The organism is Plantibacter flavus (assembly GCF_002024505.1).
Lineage (GTDB): Bacteria > Actinomycetota > Actinomycetes > Actinomycetales > Microbacteriaceae > Plantibacter > Plantibacter flavus_A.
Genome location: NZ_CP019402.1, coordinates 3,561,997 through 3,581,463, shown reverse-complemented (window position 1 = coordinate 3,581,463; position 19,467 = coordinate 3,561,997). Strand labels below are relative to the sequence as shown.

The 19,467-nt window shown below is 71.2% G+C and carries 19 protein-coding genes and 1 riboswitch; of the genes, 8 read left to right on the top strand and 11 right to left on the bottom strand.

Going from position 1 to position 19,467, the window contains the following annotated elements:
* Window positions 1-65 precede the first annotated feature (65 nt).
* From BWO91_RS16455 to BWO91_RS16425, 7 genes are all read right to left on the bottom strand, one after another.
* Window positions 66-752: a nucleotidyl transferase AbiEii/AbiGii toxin family protein gene (locus BWO91_RS16455; protein ID WP_167620519.1), complete on the bottom strand. Its 687-nt coding sequence runs from the start codon at window positions 750-752 to the stop codon at window positions 66-68.
* Window positions 749-1,090 (bottom strand): hypothetical protein, encoded by a 342-nt coding sequence (locus BWO91_RS16450; RefSeq protein WP_079003321.1) that lies wholly within the window; start codon window positions 1,088-1,090, stop codon window positions 749-751. The genes BWO91_RS16455 and BWO91_RS16450 overlap by 4 nt, the downstream gene beginning before the upstream one ends.
* A 119-nt stretch (window positions 1,091-1,209) precedes the next feature.
* The gene (locus BWO91_RS16445; protein ID WP_240555556.1) at window positions 1,210-1,923 is read right to left on the bottom strand and encodes a GntR family transcriptional regulator; all 714 of its coding nucleotides are present in this window, start codon (window positions 1,921-1,923) and stop codon (window positions 1,210-1,212) included.
* 102 nt (window positions 1,924-2,025) lie between these two features.
* A complete protein-coding gene (locus tag BWO91_RS16440) occupies window positions 2,026-2,802 on the bottom strand; it encodes a triose-phosphate isomerase family protein (RefSeq protein ID WP_346425805.1) in 777 nt (258 codons plus the stop codon).
* Window positions 2,803-2,828: 26 nt separating this feature from the next.
* Complete coding sequence (locus BWO91_RS16435) at window positions 2,829-3,290, bottom strand: ribose-5-phosphate isomerase (protein WP_071258616.1); 462 nt, start codon at window positions 3,288-3,290, stop codon at window positions 2,829-2,831.
* Window positions 3,291-3,362: 72 nt separating this feature from the next.
* A complete protein-coding gene (locus BWO91_RS16430) occupies window positions 3,363-5,093 on the bottom strand; it encodes a dihydroxyacetone kinase family protein (protein WP_079004027.1) in 1,731 nt (576 codons plus the stop codon).
* 287 nt (window positions 5,094-5,380) lie between these two features.
* The gene (locus BWO91_RS16425; protein ID WP_079003319.1) at window positions 5,381-6,145 is read right to left on the bottom strand and encodes a GNAT family N-acetyltransferase; all 765 of its coding nucleotides are present in this window, start codon (window positions 6,143-6,145) and stop codon (window positions 5,381-5,383) included.
* A gap of 110 nt (window positions 6,146-6,255) precedes the next feature.
* Between BWO91_RS16425 and BWO91_RS16420 the strand changes: the two genes are divergently transcribed.
* A complete protein-coding gene (locus BWO91_RS16420; RefSeq protein WP_064295688.1) occupies window positions 6,256-7,047 on the top strand; it encodes a response regulator transcription factor in 792 nt (263 codons plus the stop codon).
* 80 nt (window positions 7,048-7,127) lie between these two features.
* Window positions 7,128-8,675 carry a sensor histidine kinase gene (locus BWO91_RS16415; RefSeq protein WP_205847541.1) on the top strand — a complete coding sequence of 516 codons (1,548 nt, stop codon included), beginning with the start codon at window positions 7,128-7,130 and terminating at the stop codon, window positions 8,673-8,675.
* Window positions 8,676-8,810: 135 nt separating this feature from the next.
* On the opposite strand, the gene BWO91_RS16410 is transcribed toward BWO91_RS16415, so the two are convergent.
* The 3 genes from BWO91_RS16410 to BWO91_RS16400 all read right to left on the bottom strand — a co-directional run bounded on the left by BWO91_RS16410 (window position 8,811) and on the right by BWO91_RS16400 (window position 10,970).
* Window positions 8,811-9,470 carry a GntR family transcriptional regulator gene (locus tag BWO91_RS16410; RefSeq protein ID WP_079003317.1) on the bottom strand — a complete coding sequence of 220 codons (660 nt, stop codon included), beginning with the start codon at window positions 9,468-9,470 and terminating at the stop codon, window positions 8,811-8,813.
* Window positions 9,467-10,441 carry a DMT family transporter gene (locus BWO91_RS16405; protein ID WP_240555555.1) on the bottom strand — a complete coding sequence of 325 codons (975 nt, stop codon included), beginning with the start codon at window positions 10,439-10,441 and terminating at the stop codon, window positions 9,467-9,469. Before BWO91_RS16405 ends, BWO91_RS16410 begins: the two co-directional genes overlap by 4 nt.
* Window positions 10,442-10,556: 115 nt before the next feature.
* A complete protein-coding gene (locus BWO91_RS16400) occupies window positions 10,557-10,970 on the bottom strand; it encodes a hypothetical protein (RefSeq protein WP_079003316.1) in 414 nt (137 codons plus the stop codon).
* Between the two features lie 261 nt (window positions 10,971-11,231).
* On the opposite strand from BWO91_RS16400, the gene BWO91_RS16395 reads away from it, so the two are divergent.
* The 3 genes from BWO91_RS16395 (at window position 11,232) to BWO91_RS16385 (ending at window position 15,627) form a co-directional block, all read left to right on the top strand.
* Complete coding sequence (locus BWO91_RS16395; protein WP_079003315.1) at window positions 11,232-13,481, top strand: carboxypeptidase regulatory-like domain-containing protein; 2,250 nt, start codon at window positions 11,232-11,234, stop codon at window positions 13,479-13,481.
* Window positions 13,482-13,585: 104 nt separating this feature from the next.
* Complete coding sequence (locus tag BWO91_RS16390) at window positions 13,586-14,863, top strand: CDP-alcohol phosphatidyltransferase family protein (RefSeq protein ID WP_079003314.1); 1,278 nt, start codon at window positions 13,586-13,588, stop codon at window positions 14,861-14,863.
* 80 nt (window positions 14,864-14,943) lie between these two features.
* Window positions 14,944-15,627, top strand: a complete 684-nt coding sequence (locus tag BWO91_RS16385) for an HAD family hydrolase (RefSeq protein WP_071258626.1) — start codon at window positions 14,944-14,946, stop codon at window positions 15,625-15,627.
* Window positions 15,628-15,637: 10 nt separating this feature from the next.
* On the opposite strand, the gene BWO91_RS16380 is transcribed toward BWO91_RS16385, so the two are convergent.
* Window positions 15,638-16,159, bottom strand: a complete 522-nt coding sequence (locus tag BWO91_RS16380; protein WP_071258628.1) for a DUF1622 domain-containing protein — start codon at window positions 16,157-16,159, stop codon at window positions 15,638-15,640.
* A gap of 60 nt (window positions 16,160-16,219) precedes the next feature.
* Window positions 16,220-16,320, top strand: a riboswitch (TPP riboswitch).
* Between BWO91_RS16380 and thiM the strand changes: the two genes are divergently transcribed.
* From thiM to BWO91_RS16370, 3 genes are all read left to right on the top strand, one after another.
* Window positions 16,312-17,163 (top strand): hydroxyethylthiazole kinase, encoded by an 852-nt coding sequence (gene thiM, locus BWO91_RS16375; protein ID WP_079003313.1) that lies wholly within the window; start codon window positions 16,312-16,314, stop codon window positions 17,161-17,163. It overlaps the preceding riboswitch by 9 nt.
* Window positions 17,160-17,870, top strand: a complete 711-nt coding sequence (gene thiE / locus BWO91_RS19785; protein WP_240555554.1) for a thiamine phosphate synthase — start codon at window positions 17,160-17,162, stop codon at window positions 17,868-17,870. The genes thiM and thiE overlap by 4 nt, the downstream gene beginning before the upstream one ends.
* A complete protein-coding gene (locus BWO91_RS16370; protein ID WP_153303517.1) occupies window positions 17,867-19,435 on the top strand; it encodes a bifunctional hydroxymethylpyrimidine kinase/phosphomethylpyrimidine kinase in 1,569 nt (522 codons plus the stop codon). Before thiE ends, BWO91_RS16370 begins: the two co-directional genes overlap by 4 nt.
* Window positions 19,436-19,467 lie beyond the last annotated feature (32 nt).

The following is a 19,467-nucleotide window of genomic DNA, read 5'->3' as shown; positions in this document are numbered from 1 at the left end:
GCTTCACACACAGTCACTGAAATAGAAGATTTCAGAATGAAATGAGGCCAGGGCGCTTCTCGTCGTCAAACGAGCGGCGAAAGCCCCGATGAACTCGTGGCGGATTCCCCACGCAGCTCCGATGCCCAGTCCATGAAACGTTGCTTCAACGCAACAATCTGCTCGAGCGCGTGCCCGTACTCCGTGAATCTGTCATCCGTGACGCGACGGATCTGCTGCAGCTGGTCGGCGAACATGGTGCGTTCGAAGCCGGCATCACGCTCAGCGACCGCGGCGAGCAATTGGTCATCGGTGAATCGCCCAGAGAGACGGATCGCGTCGACGTCGATGAAGTCTCGTGCCTCGAGACGGGTGTACAAGGCACCGACCTTACTCGCCACAGCGTCAGTCACGCTCAAGACCGGGCCGACGGACAGTTTCACCGGTTCGAGCTCGCGCCAATCCACGGCGAGGTCGATCTCGACGGCCCGACCGTCCTCGGTGGAGACATGGAGCTGGGCGAACTGCCGGTGGCGGCGCACTTCATCGACCCCATGGCCTGTCCGACGCAGTTCGACGGCGAGTCGATCGACCGCGAGTTCGAACGCCGCAGGATCGACATTGTTCGTGAAGAGGTCGACGTCGTGAGTCAGCCGGTCGACGAGACCGTGCTCGCGGATGGCTCCTGAACCGGCAAGGGCGAACCCGTCGCTCCCGACGGCGTCGAGGGCGATCCTGGTCAACTCACGCTGGAGCGCTTCGTTGTCGTTCACGCGGCCGTGGAGAGTGGAGGGAAACGGGTCTCCCAGAGTTCGCGGACGCGGGTGGGGAGCAGGAGCTCGGGCCAGACCTGGACGAGACGCCGCTGATTGAGCAGCGTGATTTGGTCGGAGACGCGACCCTCCCGCAGGACCGCTTGATAGGCCTTTGCTATGCCGCCAGGCGTATCGAGGTCGACGATGCTCGCGGGGCCCCAGTAGACCGTGATTGGTAGATCGAGGAGACCATGCTCGGGCCCGTGAAGCTCGTCGAGGCTCGCCGGAACGTCGTACGGCTTGATGTCTTCGTAGAAGACTCGAGCCTCACGCGCGGATGCTGCCGAGGTGGACATGGCGCGATTCTACAGCGTCGGTCCGGGATGCCGAGAGGTGCTGCTGGGCACTTCGACAGGCTCAGCGACCCAGACAAACGGAGGTGACTGGCGCTGTCGCTCACCGGACGTGAGGCGGCTCAGTGCTCGGCGTCGGTGCGAGCGCGGGTGCGCACGAGCTCGATGTGCGAGCGCATGGCCGCCGCGGCGGCCTCGGGGCCGTCGGAGAACGCGTCGAGGATGGCTCGGTGCTCGACGACCGCCTGGTCGGCGTCGGTGACACCCGTCTCGACCGTCTGGCGCATGCGGTGCACGCGGGTGGAGATGCCCTCGGACATGTCGAGGAGGAACGGGTTGCGGGTGCCCTCGAAGATGAGGTGGTGGAAGTTCCAGTCCACCGCGAAGTACTCGCGGAGGAGCGCGACGGGGATCTCGCCGGCCGATGCCGCGGCGCGCACCCTGGCGGTCATCTCGACGTGCTGCGCGAGGGCGACCTCGAGGGCCGGGACGAGCTCGTCGGCGTGGGCGGCGGCCAGCGCGGTGGCGCCGCTCTCGAGCACGATGCGGGCGTCGAACAGTGACTCGAGCTGGTCGTCGGCGAGCGGCGGTGCCACTCGGTAGCCCTTGTGGGTGACGCGGGTGACGAGCCCGGTGCGTTCCAACTGGACGAGTGCCTCACGGACGGGCGTGGGTGAGACGTCGAGGTCGCGGGCGATGGCGTCGATGGACAGCCGGGCGCCCGGTTCGATGCCGGAGCTGAGCAGCATGTCGAGCACCAGCTCGTAGACGCGGTCGCGCAGACCACGGCGCTCGAGCGAGGAGGAGGCGCCGAGCGGGAACACGGCATCAACCACGGCAGGCTCCGAAGGGTGTGCTCGAGGCGTCGTCACGGAGGGGGACCTCCGGTCGAGCGGCCGCGATGATCGTCGATGACCAGTTTACGGGGCCTCCGGCTGTCATCGCGGCAGGTCGGAGCCCGCGCGGTCGAGGCCGACCACCTCGTCGAGCACCAGCGCGAGGGCTGCCGGATCGTGGGCGAAGCGGCCGAGGAAGACCCCGTCGACCGCGTCGCCGATCGTGGTGAGCAGGCCGGGTCCGGCGCTCCCGCCGTAGATGACGGCCGAGGAGGTGTCGACCACACCCCTCGTGTCGAGGACGTCGAGGTGACCACGCAGCCGGAGGCACACCGCGCGGATGTGGGCTGGACTCGCGGCCTCGGAGGCACCGATGGCCCAGTGCGGTTCGTAGGCGACGATGACGCGGCCCACGATCCCGGCGGCGACCGCCCCCGCCAGGGCGTCGTCGAGCTGTGCGACGCATTCCTCAGCCGCCGTCTCGGCGTCTCCGCGTTCGGTCTCTCCGATGCACAGTACCGGCGCGAGGCCGTTGCGGAGCGCGGCGGTCGTCTTCGCGCGGACGACGTCGGGCGTCTCGCCGAACAGTCGGCGTCGCTCCGCGTGTCCGACCTCGACGACCTCGCAGCCGACCTCGCGGAGCTCGGCACCGCTCACCTCGCCGGTGAACGCCCCGGTGTCCTCGGTCGCGAGGTCCTGAGCCCCCACGGACGCGACGCCGTGGAGCCGCTCGACCGCGCCGGTCACCGAGAGGTATCCGGGGATGACGAACAGCTCAGCCGCGCCGGATCGGAGTGCGTGGTGCTCGGCCGACACCCCCGCGACGACCGAGCACCAGTCGAGCGTCTGCGCGTGCCCGAAGTACATCTTCAGGCTCACGCCGACGAGTCTGGGACGTCCTGACATCAGGACGCTTCGTACGCGCTGATCTCCTGCACCTTGTCGTTCGACGCGCTCGAGGCGTCGAACTCGTAGGTGAGCCACTCGCGCACGTTGCGGCGGGCGAGTTCGATGCCGACGACGCGCTGGCCCATGCAGAGCACCTGGGCGTCGTTCGACAGCACCCCGCGTTCGACGGAGAATCCGTCGTGCGCGGTGACGGCTCGGATGCCCTGGACCTTGTTCGCCGCGATCGCGACACCGAGGCCCGTGCCGCAGATGAGCAGCGCGCGGTCGGCCTCGCCGCGGGCGACGATCTCGGCCGCGGTCACCGCGACGGTCGGGTAGTTGGTGTGGCCGTCGGCGTCGACCCCGACGTCGACCACGGAGGCGACCAGATCGCTCGCCTCGAGGTCGCGCTTGAGGATCTCCTTGTAGTCGTAACCGGCGTCATCGGAGCCGATGACGATTCGCCAGGTGCGGGTCATGGTGTGCCTTTCGTTGTTGGAGCGGGGCCCGTCGACAGGCTCAGGGACCGTGGACTGCTCAGGGATCGGGCGTCAGCGCTCGGCGAGGAGGGTGCCGACACGCTCCACGATGAGGGCGAGCGAGACGGCTCCGGGGTCCTCGACGCCGACGGCCTTCGAGCCGTGCGAGCGGGCGCGGCCCATGCCGGGCATGAGACCGGCCGTGTCGTGGGCAGCGGTGGTGGCCGCTGCCGCCGCCGTGGTCCAGGCGGCGGAGAGGTCGTCTTCGGCGGCGACGCGCTCGGCCAGCGTGTCGGCGAACGGGACCAGCGCGTCGACGAGCGTCTTGTCGCCGACGGAGGCCTTGCCGTAGCGCATGACGGCGTTCTTGGCGGCGGTCACGCCCTCGCTCACAGCGGTGGCGGTCGGGCGCTCGGCGTCGCCGAGGCGCTCGCCGAGGGTGCGGAGCATGACGCCCCACAGTGCACCCGAGGTGCCACCGGCGCGGTCGGACCAGGCGTCGCCCGCGCGGTCGAGGAGGGTCGCCACGCCGGCACCGGCCTCGCGCAGTCGCCCGGCCTCCTCGGCGGCGGCGGTCGCCCCGCGGTCCATGCCGATGCCGTGGTCGCCGTCGCCGACGATGGCGTCGAGGCGTCCCAGCTCGTCCGCGTGCTCCGCGAGGAGTTCGTGGATCGCGGTGATCGCGTCGGCGACGACCGCCGCCGACTCCTGGGACTCGGGCGAGGCGTCCGGGACCTGGAAGGCGACGTCCTCGGTGTCGTCGGCGGCCACGGTCTCGAGGGCGCCGGTGTCGACGGCACCCGTGCGGAACGCGGGCGTGTCCGCAGCGGCACTCCACAGTCGCTCCAGCTCCTCGTCCACCCAGAGCAGGGTGAGCGAGACGCCGGCCATGTCGAAGCTCGTGCAGAACTCCCCGACCTGCGGGTCGACGAGGGTGATCCCGGCGTCCTCCAGCAGGGAGGCGATGCGGTCGTAGACGACGAACAGCTCTTCGGACTTCACGGAGCCGAGGCCGTTGAGGATCGGGACGACACGCGCTCCCTTCGGGGTGACGCCCTCCGGGATCTCGGCCTCGGCCAGGAGGTGGTGCACGAACAACTCCGCCAGTCCGTCCGCGGAGGGGATGTCGGTCTCGTCGATGCCGGGCTCGCCGTGGATGCCGAGCCCGACGGCCATGCGTCCCTCCGGCACGGAGAACAGCGGTTCGTCGGCACCGGGCAGCGTGCACCCGGAGAACGCGACACCCATCGAACGGGTCCGGGCGTTGGCCAGGACCGCCACACGCTCGACATCATCGATGGAGTACCCACCAGCGGCAGCGCCGCCCGCGACCTTGAAGACGGTGAGGTCGCCCGCGATCCCGCGGCGCTTCTCGAGTTCGGTGGGCGGTGCGCTGAAGATGTCGTCGGTCACGGTGACGGTGCGGCAGTCGATGCCGTCGGCACGCACGGCGTCCTGGGCGGCGGTGAAGTGCAGGACGTCGCCGGCGTAGTTGCCGTAGCTGAGGAGGACGCCCCGTCCCTGCTCGCTCGCGCGGACGACGCTCTCCACCTGGTGCGCGGACGGCGAGGCGAAGAGGTTGCCCATGGCCGCGCCGTGGGCGAGTCCCGGGCCGACGAGGCCGGCGAAGGCGGGGTAGTGGCCGGATCCGCCACCGATCACGAGGGCGACCTCCGGTTCCGCGGACTTCGTGGACCGCGACACCCCGCCGGAGACCTTGCGCACCCAGCGTCCGTTGGCGCGGACGAAGCCGTCCACCATCTCATCCGCGAAGTCGGCCGGTCGGTTCCAGAGCCTGGTCATCTGCATCTCCTCGTCATCGAGTCCGTCGATCCGGCGCAAGCCGGCACATCGCGATAATCCTATAGGATATTGGAACCGACCGGAACCCTGGGCTGTGCACAACTCAGGAGACCGCAGGCGGGTCGGTGCCGTCGGGCGGCGGCCGGAGACGACGCGCCGGAGAGTACCTGAATTGTGAACGTGTGACTCGAGGGGCACACGTCGACGGCGTCCCGACGGCTGAACCTGCCGAGGCTCGAGTGGGGGAGACCCGGCCCCGGCAGGTTCGGCGATCGGGACGCCGGCGATCAGGGACGCGTGGCGGTCGACTCCGTGTGCGCGGATTCGACGCGCTCCGCACGGCGTGCCGCGAGGAGCGAGGGCGTGATCGCGAAGGTGATGCTCGATGAGCGGCGCGGAGCGGTCGCCCGCAGGAAGCCGAGCCGCTCGGCCAGGGCGATGGACCTGGTGTTCTCCGGCTCGATGACGGCCGTCACGGTCTTCGCCCCGACCTCGCGGAACGCCAGGTCGATCATGGCTGCCGAGGCCTCGCTCGCGAGACCACGTCCGCCGACGGCGGGGTCGAGGACCCATCCGATCTCGACCGAGCGCTCGGCGGGCTGGACGTCGCGGAGGTGCAGGGAGACGTCGCCGACGAGCCGTCCGTCGTGCTCGACGGCCAGGGCGAGGAAGTCGCCCGACTGCCAGAGGCGGCTGTGCCGGACGCGGTGGCGCAGGTGCTCGCGGGACGCCTCCCGGTCGCGGACGGGCCACGGCAGGTGCTCGACGACCTCGGGCGTGGACTGGATGCGGTACCAGGCCTCGGCGTCCTCCAACCGGTGGCGACGCAGGACGAGACGGTCGGTGCTGATCGGGTGCGCGTCGACCGGAGCCTCGATCCGCGGCCCGCGGAGGAAGCGAGGACGTGAGACGCCTGCCGGGAACAGGGGACGCAGAGCCCGGACCGCGGCGGCGAGGCCGCTCCGGATCCGGTCCGCGGGCTCGGCCGTCGCTCCGGCCGTCCGGCGACGGCGGGGGGCGAACGACGTGCCCAGGGGCTCTGCTCGGGTCATGCCCTCCACGGTAGGCACCGCACCCATGGGCTCGGCCTGAAAAGATATGAGGCCTCTATGAATCGCCCGTCGCTCCCACGCCTCGCAGCTCGACGACGGATAATCGACCCATGCCCTCCGACCTGCCAACGCAGATCGTCGACTCGGGGCGCCGCCGGGCGGTCCTCGCCAAGCTACCGCGGATGTACCGGGCCGACGGTTCACCCATCCGCGTCCTCCTCGTCGACGACGAAGCGGTCCTGACCGACCTCGTGAGCCTGGCCCTCGGCTATGAGGGGTGGGTCGTGGACGTCGCCACCAACGGTCGCGAGGCCGTCCAGCGCTACCGCACGGAACGTCCGGACGTCGTCGTCCTCGACATCATGCTGCCCGACATGGACGGGCTGAGCGTCCTCCGCCAGCTCCGCAGCTTCTCGCAGGGGGAGCCGGAATCGGGCACCCCGACCCTGTTCCTCACCGCACGCGACTCGGTGGACGACCGCATCATGGGACTCACCGCGGGCGGCGACGACTACATGACGAAGCCGTTCTCACTCGAGGAGCTCGTGGCCCGCCTCCGTGGTCTCCTCCGCCGTACCGCGCACGTCGTGTCCGACGACGACTCCCGCATCACGATCGGCGGGCTCTTCCTCGACGAACGCAGCTACGAGGTCAGCCGCGACGGCGAGCCGGTGGCGCTCACGACGACGGAGTTCGAACTGCTCCGATACTTCATGCGCAACCCGAAGCGCGTGCTGAGTCGCGCCCAGATCCTCGACCGCGTGTGGAACTACGACTTCGCCGGCAAGGCGAGCATCGTCGACCTCTACGTCTCCTACCTCCGTAAGAAGATCGACGCCGATCGGGCGCCGATGATCCACACCGTCCGCGGTGTCGGATACGTGCTGCGGCCGGTCGAATGAGCACCGCTTCGGTTCCGACTGCGGGCGTGCCGACGCCTCGGGCGGACCGGCGGCACCCGTGGACGCTCCAGCGACGGCTGGTGACGGGCATCGCCGCGGTCATCGCCGCGGTCCTCGCGGTGTCGGGCATCCTCACGATCGTCACGGTCGAAGCGTCGGTCACCGCCGTCGTCGACACCCAGCTCACGGGATCGATGGAGGCCTTCGAACACTCCGTGGTGAAGTTCCACGATCAGCAGGCCGGTGGGGGAGCCGTGGTGGACCCCGATGCCACGCGCGGCGAGCCCGGTTACGTCAAACCGTTCGTCGACTACGTCGGCCACGGGCCCGGCACGCTCATCGCGCTCGTCGCTGACGGTGCGGTCGTCGACTCCGCGCGCTTCACCCAGTCCAACGCGACGGCGCTCGACGTGCGGACGAAGGCGCTCATCGAGGAGGCCGTCGCGGCCGACGGCTCCGAGCGACAGAACATCGAGTTGGGGTCGCTCGGCGGGTACCGGCTCGAGTTCCTCGACCACGGCGACGGCGAGACCCTCGTGGCCGGCGTCTCGCTCGCCACCCCGCGAGCGGCCGTGCAGCAGGAGGCGATCGTCATCGCGATCCTCGCCGTGCTCGCGCTCGCGGTCACCATCGTCGGGGCGATCATCGTGGTACGCCTCGGGCTCCGACCATTGTCCCGCGTGGCCGCCGCCGCCGAGGAGGTGTCCACGCTGCAACTCGAGCGCGGTGACACCGGGATCGACGTGCGGGTCGATCAGGCCGACACCGACCCTCGGACGGAGATCGGCAAGGTCGGCGAGGCGCTCAACGGCCTCATCGACCACGTCGACCGCGCACTCGCCGTCCGAGCCGCGACCGACAAGCGCATGCGTCGGTTCGTCACCGACGCGAGCCACGAACTCCGGACGCCGCTCGCCGCGATCCAGGGCTACGCCGAGCTCACCCGTCAGGACAGTGAGAGTCTCCCGCCCATGACGGAGCACGCGCTCGCCCGCATCGAGTCGGAGGCGACCCGGATGAGTTCGCTCGTCAGCGAGTTGCTCCTGTTGGCGCGTCTCGACGAGGGCCAGGACCTGCACCTCGACGACGTCGACCTGAGCGACCTCGTCGCCGCCGCCGTGAGCGACGCGGCGGTCTCGGCGCCGGCGCACCACTGGTCGGTCGACGTGCCGGAGCGCGCGATCGTCGTGCGCGGCGACCGCGAGCGCCTGCATCAGCTCGTCGTGAACCTGCTGTCGAACGCCGCCGTGCACACCCCGGCCGGCACCTCCGTGGTCACCCGCATCAGCGCACCGAAGAGTCCCGACGAGCCGCAGCGCGCCTCGCTGACGATCGCCGACGACGGACCCGGCATCGACGAGGCCTTCCTCCCCGAACTCTTCGACCGGTTCGCCCGGGCCGACTCGTCGCGCTCGCGTGCGGCCGGCAGCACGGGCCTCGGGCTGGCGATCGCCCTGTCGATCGCCGAGGGTCACGAGGGCTCGATCGAGGTCGCCTCGTCCTCCGCCGGCACGACGTTCACGGTGACGCTGCCGTGGTCGGGTCCGTCCGAGGAGCACCCCGCGGTCCGCCCGGCGGCCGACGCCACCGGCTCGCTGCCGGAGACGGTCACCTCGACGCGAGGCTGATCGCACGACCGCGGTCGTCGAGTTCCATCCGGTCACCGAGCGCGATCCGCTCACCGAGCTTGTCGAGGCGCCCTTCGACAGGCTCAGGGACCGGACCGGGAGGGGTGGAGCAGGGGCCGGACCGGGAGAGGCGGCTCAGGGGCCGGACCGGATGCCCTCGGGGGCCGATCGGCGGAGCGCGATGAGCTGTTCCGCCGAGTGCGCGAGGTGCGCGCGGAGCTCCTCCTCGCCATGGTCGCCGCTGAGGGCGTCGACGAGTCGGTCGTGCTGGTCGATGAGTTCCTCCGGCGGGAGGACGCTCCGGAGCTGCACCATGAACAGGCCGAGCTCGGCGAGCAGGCCAGCGTGCGCCTCGCCCAGTCGAGGGCTCCGGGCCGCGGCGACGATCGCGTGGTGCAGCTCGGCGTGCGCGACCTCGATGGCGCGGTGATCGCCGGGCCGGTCGATGCAGATGCGTCGGAGGTTGTCGTTCGCCGCGATGATCGAGGCCGGTGGGTGGGACGACGGCTCCGCACGTGTTCGCAGCAGTCGGACCGCCTCGGCCTCGATCGCCGTCCGGTACTCCATGAGGGCGAGCACGTCGGCGTCGCTGAACGACCGCACCCGTGCGCCGCGGTAGGCCTCGAACGTGACGAGGCGCTCCGCCGCGAGCGCCTGCAGTGCCGCCCGGACGGTGTGCCGGTTGACGCCGAACCGGACGGTGAGGGCGGTCTCCCGCAACGGCTCGTCCGCGCCGAGTCGTCCGTCGAGGATGTCCTCCCGCAGTGCATCTGCGACAGCGTCGACCGCGGTCATCGGGCGACCTCGCGACGATCGGTGCGCGTGGGCACGACGAGGATCGCGAGTCCGGTCACGAGCAGCGCTGCACCGACGACGGTCGAGGGCCCGAAGGACTCTCCGAGGAGCAGGATGCCGAGGAGCGTCGCCGTCAACGGCTCGAAGAGCGTGAGCGTCGCGACCCGTGACGCGGGCAACCCGCCGAGCGCGTAGCCGAACAGCAGGTACCCCGCCACCGTGTTCACCAGCGCGAGCCACACGACCGCGAGTGCGCCGGGTGCCGTGAGGATCCAGGCGGTCTCGGTGGCGAGGAGGATCGGCACCGAGACGAGCGCCGCTCCGCCGAAGAGCGCCGCCATGGTGCCGAGCGGTGTCCACCCGTGTTCGATGAGTGCCTTGCTGCAGAGCGTGTACAGGGCGTACGAGGCTCCGGCGCCGACGGACGCGAGCAGCCCGTCCACCGAGACGGTCCCGATCCCGCCGCCCGTCACTCCGGACAGGACGGCGACACCGATCGCGGCGACGATCGTGGCCAGGAACCAGCGACCGCTCGGGCGCCGGCGATGGATCGCCCATTCGAGGAGGCCGGTGATGGCGGGTGCGGAACCGAGCGCCGTGAGGGTCCCGATCGCGACACCGTTGCGTTCCACTCCGAGGAAGAAGAACGGCTGGTACGCGGTGACGCCGACCGTACCGACGATGACGGCGATGATCAGGACGGGCCTCCCGAGTTCCACGGCGCCGGGGCGAGGCGGCCTCGTGGACCCGGAGCGATGGGCGAACGCCGCCCACACGAGGACGAGCAACGCTCCGCCGAAGACGATGCGTGCGGCGCCGAAGGCGACCGAACCCACCTCGATCGGCAGGAGCGCGTGAGCCGTCCCCGTCGTCCCGAAGCACACGGCGGCGAGGATCGCGGCGGCGACGGGCAGGCGCCCCGCGGCGGTGCTGTCGCCGGTCGTCGGGGTCGCCATCGGCGAACGGGTCATGGGCACAGCTTGCCGCAAGATTGTGTAACAATCAACGGCTGCATGGGATGTCCGGTACATACGCCACGACGCCCACCCGCTCGAGGAGCGGACGGGCGTCGGGAGGGAGACCGGGTCAGCCGGCGTAACCGCCGCTGATCACCGACACCCCGAGCAGGAGGGCTGCGCCGGCGGCGACGATCAGGGCGAGCGCCAGCATGGTGCCGGAGATGATGACGGCGGTGAGGGCGAAGCCCTTCGACTTCGGCTTGCGGGCGAGCGCGATGATGCCGAGCACGAGCGAGGCGATCGGCAGGAGCACGAACGACGGCGCGACGACCGCGGCGATCGACAGGGCGAACGCGATGATCGACAGTGTCTGGGTCGAGCTCTCGCGGTCGACGGCCGTCGGGGCGGGTACGGGTGCGAGGGGCACGGGCGTGGCCTGGGTGAGGGGCTCGGGGCCGAACGCTTCGGTCGGGGCGTCTGCCAGGGTCACGTCCTCGGCGGGCGAGATCGTGGTGGACTCGGTTGTGGCTGAGGCGGACATGAACTGGTTCCTTCCTCCGCGGTGTGCGGAGCTGTCTCCGCGGTGTGCGGAGCTGATCGGTTGATGGTTCCAGCCTGCTCGGACCGCCTCCGTTCCGAATCGCCCGCGCGCCCGATCCCCCGTCCTCCTACGGAGGTATCCTGCGCGGCCCGTCCGTGGGCCGCTGGTGCCACACACGGCGACTACCACGGCTTGAGCCGACCCCCGTAAACGGGACAGAGGGGTTTCGCAGGCGACGGGTGTCCGTTTATCCTGGCGCCCATGACCCGCCGCATCGGAGCCGCTGTGCTCGCCCTGCTCGGAGCCTCCGCGCTCGCCCTCACCGCAGCCGTCCCGGCGGCCTCCGCCGCGACCACGTCGAGCTGGGCGACGTGGCCCACGTTCTCCGGTGCATCGGGGTCGTACCAGGGCACCATGACCCTGGCCGGTCAGCCCGCCCTTTCCGCGGCGTTGACGAGCGACTCGGTCGGTGGCGGTGGCGTCGGCGTCATCTCCGGCGCCTCGACCTGGCTGGCGGCCTCGACCCCCGTCGGTGCCAAGTACGGCAGCAGCCGGGATCAGCCCTACCTCAACCTCCGCCCGAAGGCGAACAACGCGGCGTCGCCCTCGACCACGACCTACTCCTTCGCGACGCCGACGCCGCCGTCCGGCTGGACCTTCGTCCTCGGCGACATCGACGCCGACCAGGTCACCGTGACGGCGATCGGTCCCGACGGCGCGGCGCTCACCCCTGACGAGCTCGGGTTCAACGGCGGCTTCAACTACTGCGCTCCCGGCCTGGTCGGCAAGCCGTCCTGCACCGGATCCGCAACGGACGTCCCCACCTGGGACCCGACGACGCAGATACTCCGCGGCAACGACGCCGCTGCGGACACCGCCGGCGCGGCAGGGTGGTTCGAACCCTCCGCCCCGATCTCCAGCCTCACCTTCTCGTTCCGGCAGCGGTCGGGCGCGCCCGTCTACCAGGCGTGGTTCGCGTCGATCGCGCGTGATGTGACCGGCACGGTGACCGACCAGACCGCGGGCCCGCTGGACGGCGTCGGCGTCCGGCTCATCGACCGCGACGGCCGGGTGGTGGCGTCGACCACGACCGCGGGTGGCGGCACGTACACCTTCGCCGGCTACTTCGCGACCGACGGCTACACGGTGCAGCTCGTCCCGCCGACCGGCAAGATCGCCGTCGGTCCTGCACGTGCCGCGGTTGACCTCACGGACACGGACGCCGTCGCGGACTTCACCGTCCGCGACATCGTGCCCGTCGCCGTGTCGGGGACCGCGCTCGACACGGACGGCGTCCCGATCGTCGGTGCCACCGTCACCATCGTCGGTGTCGGCAGCGTCACCACCGACACCGACGGGAACTACCTCTTCGACACCGTGCCGGTCGGCGACCACTCGGTGGTCATCACGCCACCGTCCGGGTACGCGGTCCAGACCGCACCGGCGTCGTTCACCGTGCCGGTCGGCAGCGGGACGCCCATCACCGAGCAGGACTTCGTGCTCGTCGCGAACCCCAGCCTCGGCGGCGTGGTCAGCTCCGGCGGGGTCGGTGTGGCCGGCGTCACCGTGAGCGTCGACGGTCCGAACGGTGTCGAGCGCGCCGTCACGGCCGCCGACGGTTCCTACCGCTTCCCGCTCCTGCCCGCCGGGTCCTACGAGGTCTCGGTCGTCGCCCCCGAGGGGTACGTCGTCTCCGGAACCGCAACCCGGGCGGAGGAGCTCGCCGGCGCCGATCTGGACGCGGTCGACTTCGAGCTCGCTCGGCTCGGCACCGTCATCGGCGACGTCCGGACGGACACCGGGGCCCCGGTGCCCGCCGCGACGGTCACGGTGACGACGCCGGGCGGCCCGGTCGCCCTGACGACGACGGCCGAGGGGTCCTACGGGCTCGCCGACCTGGCGCCGGGCAGCTACGAGGTCACGCTGACCGTCCCGGTCGGGTACTCCGTGCCCGCGGGTGGCGCCACGACCGCCACCGTCGTCGTCGGCACCGACGGCGCTGTCCAGACGGTGCCCACCTTCGTGCTCGTCGCCGACGCCGTGCTCGGCGGCCTCGCCGGAACGGTCGAGACGGACGCCGGTGCTCCGATCGCGGACGTGACCGTGACCGTCGAGACCCCGGCCGGCCCGGTCGACATCACGACTGACGCCGACGGCGCCTATGGCCTCGACGGACTCGCGCCCGGCTCCTACGAGGTGTCCGTGGCGGTCCCGGCGGGCTACACCGCCGAGGGGGCCACCACGGCGACCGCGGTCGTCGCCGCAGACGGTTCCGAGGTCTCGGTGCCGGCCTTCGTCCTCGTTCCCGACGCCGTCGTGCCCGTGCCGTCGGCGAATCCGAGCGACCCCGCCGTTCCGGGCAACTCGGGTCGCCTGCCCTCGACCGGTGCGGACGCGATGCCGTGGATCGTCGCTGCCGGAGCGCTCTTCGTGCTCGGCGCCGCCGGTGTCGTCACCGCGGCCGTCCTGCGTCGTCGACGCGCGAATCGGGACGAACTGTCCGGCGAATGACCGTTTGAACGACCTCTCGGGGATGGGAGGGCGCGGCTCGTCCGTAGACTTGGGCGAGCCGCGCCCCACCCAGGAGTGCGGATCGCACTGCTGAACGGGGATCCGTGGACATCATCGGGTGGGTGAACGACGCCGCGACGGCGCTGCCTGATCCGCTGATCTGGCTCCTCGGGCTCCTGTTCACGACCGCCGAATCCGGCCTCTGGCTCGGCCTCGTCGTCCCCGGTGAACCGGTGGTGCTCCTCCTCTCGGCCATGCTCGACTCCGCCCCCGGCGCCCTCGTGCTGTTCCTCGCGGTCGCCCTCGGCGGGTCGCTCGGGGACCAGCTCGGCTACCTCGTCGGTCGTCGTTCCGGTGGTCGTCTCCGTGACTCGGCCGTCATCCGGCGCCTCGGTGTCGACGGCTGGGACCGCGCGGTCGAGGCGCTCGAGCGACGCGGGGCCCAGGCCGTCTTCCTCACCCGGCTCGTGCCCGTGCTCCGATGCCTGACACCGACCGCCGCGGGGGTCGCCGGCGTGCCCTACCGGTCGTTCCTCGCGGCATCCCTGCTGGGCTCCCTCCTCTGGTCCGCCGTCTACGTCGGCGTCGGCTCCCTCGTCCGTGCCACGCTCGACACGGTCCGCCAGTACCTCGGTGCCACCGGCTGGGTGCTGCTGTTCGCGCTCGTCGTGGTGGTCACGATCGCCGCGATCGCCCGATTCCGCCGCGGTGCCGCGATCCCCGGTGACGAGGCGATGATCCCGGTGACGCTGCACGAGAAGACGCCGCTCGCGCGCCTCCGGACGCAGCTGTTCTCCGACGACGACTGGAAGAACCTGCCGAACGCGATCACGGCGGGACGTATCGTCCTCCTACCGGTCTTCGCCGCCCTCGTGATCACCGGCTCCTACTGGGCCGCGCTCGTCGTCGGTGCGGTCGTGTTCCTGAGCGACGTCGCCGACGGACAGATCGCGCGCCGCATGGGCACGGTCTCCGCGCTCGGCACCTGGCTCGACGGGGTCGCCGACCGCCTGACCGTGGTCGTGGTCGCCGCGTCGTTCGCCATCGCGCAGATCATCCCATGGCAGGTGTTCGTGGTCATGATCGTCCCCGACCTCCTGCTCGCGTTCGTCGCCGTCGTCGCGTTCCGCGGGACGCCGGAGGTGCCGGTGAGCATCGCCGGCAAGATCCGGACGGTGTTCCTCTTCGTCGGCTTCTTCGCGCTGCTCACGGGCCTCGCGCTCGGCGGCGGGGATCCGGCGTCGGCGCTGTACCGGGTCTTCGGCGGGGTCGGCTTCGTGGCGATCCTGCTCGGACTCCTCGGCCACTTCGTCGCGGCGACCCAGTATGCGCGACGCATGGTCGTCACCTGGCAGCGACAGGGCGTCCGCGCGGCCCGCTGAGCACCGCGCCGACCATCGTCGGAGGCCCCCACCGGATGGCACACGGCCACAGCGCAGGCGGCGTCGTTTAGGCTCGGAGCATGCCAGTCGACTATCCGGACCTCGTCATCTTCGACTGCGACGGCACCCTCGTCGACACGGAACGCATCTCCGTCCGGGTGAACCTGCAGCTCCTCAACGAGGTCGGCGGCGACTACACCGAGGCGGAGGTGCGGGAGCTCTTCGTCGGCGCCTCACTCGAGACGTACGCGACGCTGGTCGAGCAGCGCCTCGGGAAGCCGCTCGAGGCCGACTGGATCCAGCGCTGGAGCGACATGTTCCGCGGCATCTGCGAACGTGAGCTCGAGGCCGTCGACGGGGTCGTCGACGCCCTCGACGGTATCGCTGCGACCGGGGTGCCGCTGTGCGTCGCCTCGAACGGGATGCTGCACGACGTCGTCCGCAACCTCGGGCAGGTGGGCATCCACGACCGCTTCGACGGGCGCATCTTCAGCGCGACCGACGTCGCCGTCGGCAAGCCCGCACCCGACCTCTTCCTGCACGCCGCCGCCGACTTCGACACGGCCCCCGAGCGGTGCGCGGTCGTCGAGGACAGCGTCGTCGGCGTCCTGGCTGCCCGTGCGGCCGGCATGACGGTCTACGCCTACGCCGGCGGCATGACGCCCGCCGAGCGGCTCATCGGCGACGGCACCCACGTCTTCGACGACATGCGCCTGCTGCCCGACCTCATCCGCGACACCTGGGCGGCCTCCGCGGCACGCTAGCCGTGCCGCGCTAGCTGCGACTGCGGAGCTCCGGGAAGCCGTCCTCGTCGTCGGGGATCGGCTGCGCCGCGACCGTCGGTGCCGGCGTCGCATCGGACGGTTCGAGATCCTGGGCCGAGGCGTCCTGCTCCTCGGCGCGACGTCGGGTGCGTTCGCCGCCGCGCTTGACCGCGCGGTCGAACAACTGCGGGCCGGTCGTCGCCAGGCGCCTCCAGGGGAGGGTGCCCTCGATCTCGATCTGCAGGGAGAAGCTCAGCAGGGTGCGGATGACGACGATGATCGCGAGGACGAGCGCGTCGGTCAGCGACGGCGTCGACGTGACCGTCTTCACGAGGTCTGCGGCCACGAGGATCTCCAGCCCGAGCAGGATGACCGAGCCGATCGTCTCCCGCAGCATCCGGAAGGCCCGAGCGCCGTCGCGCGTGCTCCACCACAGGCGGGCCGAGAGGGTGACGGCGATCACGAAGCCCACGACCATCGCCCCGACACCGGCGACCTCGAAGACGATGGTGACCAGCTCGAAGAAGTCCATCCCTCCATCATCCTCGCCCGCCCGCTGGACGGGAAGCCGGGCCGACCCGCTAGGGTGGTCGCGAGTGACACGGGGTGCCGATCCCACGACGATCGGCTGAGAACACACCCGTCGAACCTGATCTCGTTAGTCCGAGCGAAGGGATGTCGCGAATGAGCGTTCGCACACCGCAGCAGTCCGCCCACCCGTCCACCGACGACTCGTCCGTCGGCGAGTTCGCGAGCGCGTCCGGGGACCTCCTCGAGCGCCTGCGAGAGCACACGCCGCTCGTCCAATCGATCACGAACGCCGTGGTGACGAACTTCACCGCGAACGTCCTGCTCGCCATCGGCGCCGCCCCGGCGATGACCGACATCCCCACCGAAGCCGGGCCGTTCGCCCGCATCGCCTCCGGGGTGCTCCTCAATCTCGGGACGCCGCAGGCGGAGCAGCGCGAGGCGATGGTCGAGGCCGCCTCCGCCGCGAACGACGCCGGCACACCGTGGGTGCTCGACCCCGTGGCCGTCGGCTTCCTACCGGTGCGCACGGCGCTCGCCGCCGACCTCCTCGACCTCCGGCCGACGATCGTCCGCGGCAACGCCAGCGAGATCATCGCCCTCGCCGGACTGGGCGCCGGCGGTCGCGGGGTCGACAGCACCGACTCGGTCGACAGCGCGATCGAGGCGGCCACCGCGATCGCCCGCACCTCGGGCGCCGTCGTCGCGATCTCCGGCCCGACGGACGTCATCACCGACGGTGAGCGCATCGTCCGCTGCTCGAACGGGCACGCCTGGCTCACCCTCGTGACGGGCGGCGGCTGTGCCCTTGGTGCCGTACTCGCCGCCTTCGCCTCACTCGACGACGACCGGTTGCTGACGACGGTCGCGGCGACCACCGCGTACACGGTCGCCGCGCAGCTTGCGGCTGCGGAGAGCCGCGGCCCCGGCTCCTTCGCTCCCGCCTTCCTCGACCGCCTCCACCTCCTCGACGCCGACACCGTCCGCAGCCTGGCGGTGATCGCGTGAGCGCCTCGACCACCGCGGACCGGGTCCTCGCGGCCCGTTCGCACGCCGAGCTCGTGCGCCGCGGCATCGCCACCTACCTCGTCACGGACGCCTCGGCCAGCGGGGATCGCGGTGTCCTCGACGTCGTGCGCCGAGCCGTCGACGGCGGGGTGACCGCGGTCCAGCTGCGGGAGAAGACCGCGTCGGCGCGAGCGCTGTTCGACCTGACCGTGCGTGCGGCGGAGGTCGTCGCCGGTCGGGCGCTGCTCCTCGTCGACGACCGGGTGGACGTCTTCCTCGCGGCCCGTTCCGCCGGTGCCGTCGTCCACGGCGTCCACGTGGGTCAGAGCGATCTCCCGGTCGACGCCGTGCGTCGTATCGTGGGGCAGGCCGCCGTCGTGGGACTGACGGCGAACACCCCGGCGCACCTCGACGCGGTCGCAGCGCTGTCACCCGGGACGGTCGACTACCTGGGCGTCGGCGTCATCCGCCCGACGACGACGAAGCCGGACCACCCGGCGCCGCTCGGCGTGGAGGGGTTCGCCGCGATCGCCGCCGCGACCCCGCTCCCGTGCGTCGCCATCGGTGGGGTGTCACTGGACGACACGGTCGAGCTCCACGCCGCCGGTGCCGGTGGTCTCGCCGTCGTCTCCGCCATCTGCGCCGCCGACGATCCGGCGGCCGCCGCCCGGGCGTTCCGCAGCGCCTGGACCGAGGTCTCGGCATGAGCGCCGTGGAACCGTCGACGACGCCGGAGTCGTCGAACTCGAACCGGGTGCACGGTCGACGACCCGTCACGATCCGCGAGACACCCCGGGTGCTGAGCATCGCCGGGACCGACCCGACCGGTGGTGCCGGGATCCAGGCCGATCTCAAGAGCATCGCCGCGAACGGCGGATACGGCATGGCGGTCGTCACCGCGCTCGTCGCGCAGAACACCCGGGGCGTCCGGTCCGTGCACACCCCGCCGGTCGGGTTCCTCCGCGAGCAGTTGGACGCGGTCGCGGACGACGTGGTGATCGACGCGGTCAAGATCGGGATGCTGGGCGATGTCGCGATCATCGACACCGTGTCGAGCTGGCTGCAGGAGACCGAGACCGGACCCGTCGTCCTCGACCCGGTGATGGTGGCGACGAGCGGCGACCGTCTCCTCCACCGCGACGCCGAAGCGGCCATGCGCGCGCTCCTGCCGCACGTCGACCTCGTGACCCCGAACCTGCCGGAGCTCGCCGTCCTCGCGGCCGAGCCGGTGGCGACGAGTTGGGCCGACGCACTCGCGCAGGCGGAGCGGGTCTCGGTGCAGGCGGGCGTGATCGTGCTCGTGAAGGGCGGGCACCTGACGGGGACGACCGCGTGCCCGGATGCGCTCGTCGACGCCACCGGTGGTCTGGGCGACGACGGATCATTCGTCGAGTTCGACGGTGCGCGGGTCGACACGGTGAACACCCATGGGACCGGGTGCTCCCTGTCGAGCGCGATGGCCACCCTCGTCGCCCGGTCGGGGTCCTGGACCGAGGCGCTCGGCGAGGCGAAGGCGTGGCTCACGACGAGCCTCCGGCACGCGGACGCGCTCGAGGTCGGCTCGGGCAACGGCCCGATCAGCCACTTCGCCGAGCTGTGGGCAGCGGGCGGGACGACCTCACGGCGGCAGGGCGGTGCCGACATCGTCGCGGACTGGTGGGAGGAGATCGCCAAGGTGCGGACGCGGATCGATCACCTGCCGTTCGTGACGACGCTCGCGGACGGCACCCTCGATCCGGCCCGGTTCGCCTGGTACCTGCAGCAGGACGCGATCTACCTGCGGGCGTATTCCCGGGTCCTCGCACGAGCGAGTGCCTTGGCGCCGACGGCCGAGGAGCAGGTGTTCTGGGCGACCGGCGCGGCGAGCTCGATCGAGGCCGAGATGGAGCTGCATCGCACCTGGCTCAGCGCGTATGCCGTGAGCGGTATGGAGGTGGAACCATCGGCGACGACCACGGCGTACCTCGACCACCTGCACGCGGCGACGGTCGACGGCGACTACGGGCGGGTGGTCGCCGCCGTGTTGCCCTGCTACTGGATCTACCAGGATCTCGGTGAACGGCTCGTCGACGCATCGCACGCGGAGCACCCGTTCGCCGCGTGGCTCGACACCTACGCCGACCCCGCCTTCGCGACCGCGAACGCCCGGGCGATCGAGATCGTCGCCGGGGCGGCAGCTCGCGCGGACGAGACCGGCCGCGACACGATGCGTCGGGCGTTCCTCGCCTCGGCCGCTCACGAGGAGGCCTTCTTCGCCGAGCCGATACGATGAAGGCCGGATCCGCCGCCGCGGTCCCGGACCAC

Coding starts and splice junctions, on each gene's coding strand:
- BWO91_RS16450 (WP_079003321.1), bottom strand. CDS start 1,090: ATGTCCACCTCGGCAGCATCCGCGCGTGAGGCTCGAGTCTTCTACGAA.
- BWO91_RS16435 (WP_071258616.1), bottom strand. CDS start 3,290: ATGACCCGCACCTGGCGAATCGTCATCGGCTCCGATGACGCCGGTTAC.
- BWO91_RS16430 (WP_079004027.1), bottom strand. CDS start 5,093: ATGACCAGGCTCTGGAACCGACCGGCCGACTTCGCGGATGAGATGGTG.
- BWO91_RS16425 (WP_079003319.1), bottom strand. CDS start 6,145: ATGACCCGAGCAGAGCCCCTGGGCACGTCGTTCGCCCCCCGCCGTCGC.
- BWO91_RS16420 (WP_064295688.1), top strand. CDS start 6,256: ATGCCCTCCGACCTGCCAACGCAGATCGTCGACTCGGGGCGCCGCCGG.
- BWO91_RS16410 (WP_079003317.1), bottom strand. CDS start 9,470: ATGACCGCGGTCGACGCTGTCGCAGATGCACTGCGGGAGGACATCCTC.
- BWO91_RS16405 (WP_240555555.1), bottom strand. CDS start 10,441: ATGACCCGTTCGCCGATGGCGACCCCGACGACCGGCGACAGCACCGCC.
- BWO91_RS16400 (WP_079003316.1), bottom strand. CDS start 10,970: ATGTCCGCCTCAGCCACAACCGAGTCCACCACGATCTCGCCCGCCGAG.
- BWO91_RS16395 (WP_079003315.1), top strand. CDS start 11,232: ATGACCCGCCGCATCGGAGCCGCTGTGCTCGCCCTGCTCGGAGCCTCC.
- BWO91_RS16385 (WP_071258626.1), top strand. CDS start 14,944: ATGCCAGTCGACTATCCGGACCTCGTCATCTTCGACTGCGACGGCACC.
- BWO91_RS16380 (WP_071258628.1), bottom strand. CDS start 16,159: ATGGACTTCTTCGAGCTGGTCACCATCGTCTTCGAGGTCGCCGGTGTC.
- thiM (WP_079003313.1), top strand. CDS start 16,312: ATGAGCGTTCGCACACCGCAGCAGTCCGCCCACCCGTCCACCGACGAC.
- BWO91_RS16370 (WP_153303517.1), top strand. CDS start 17,867: ATGAGCGCCGTGGAACCGTCGACGACGCCGGAGTCGTCGAACTCGAAC.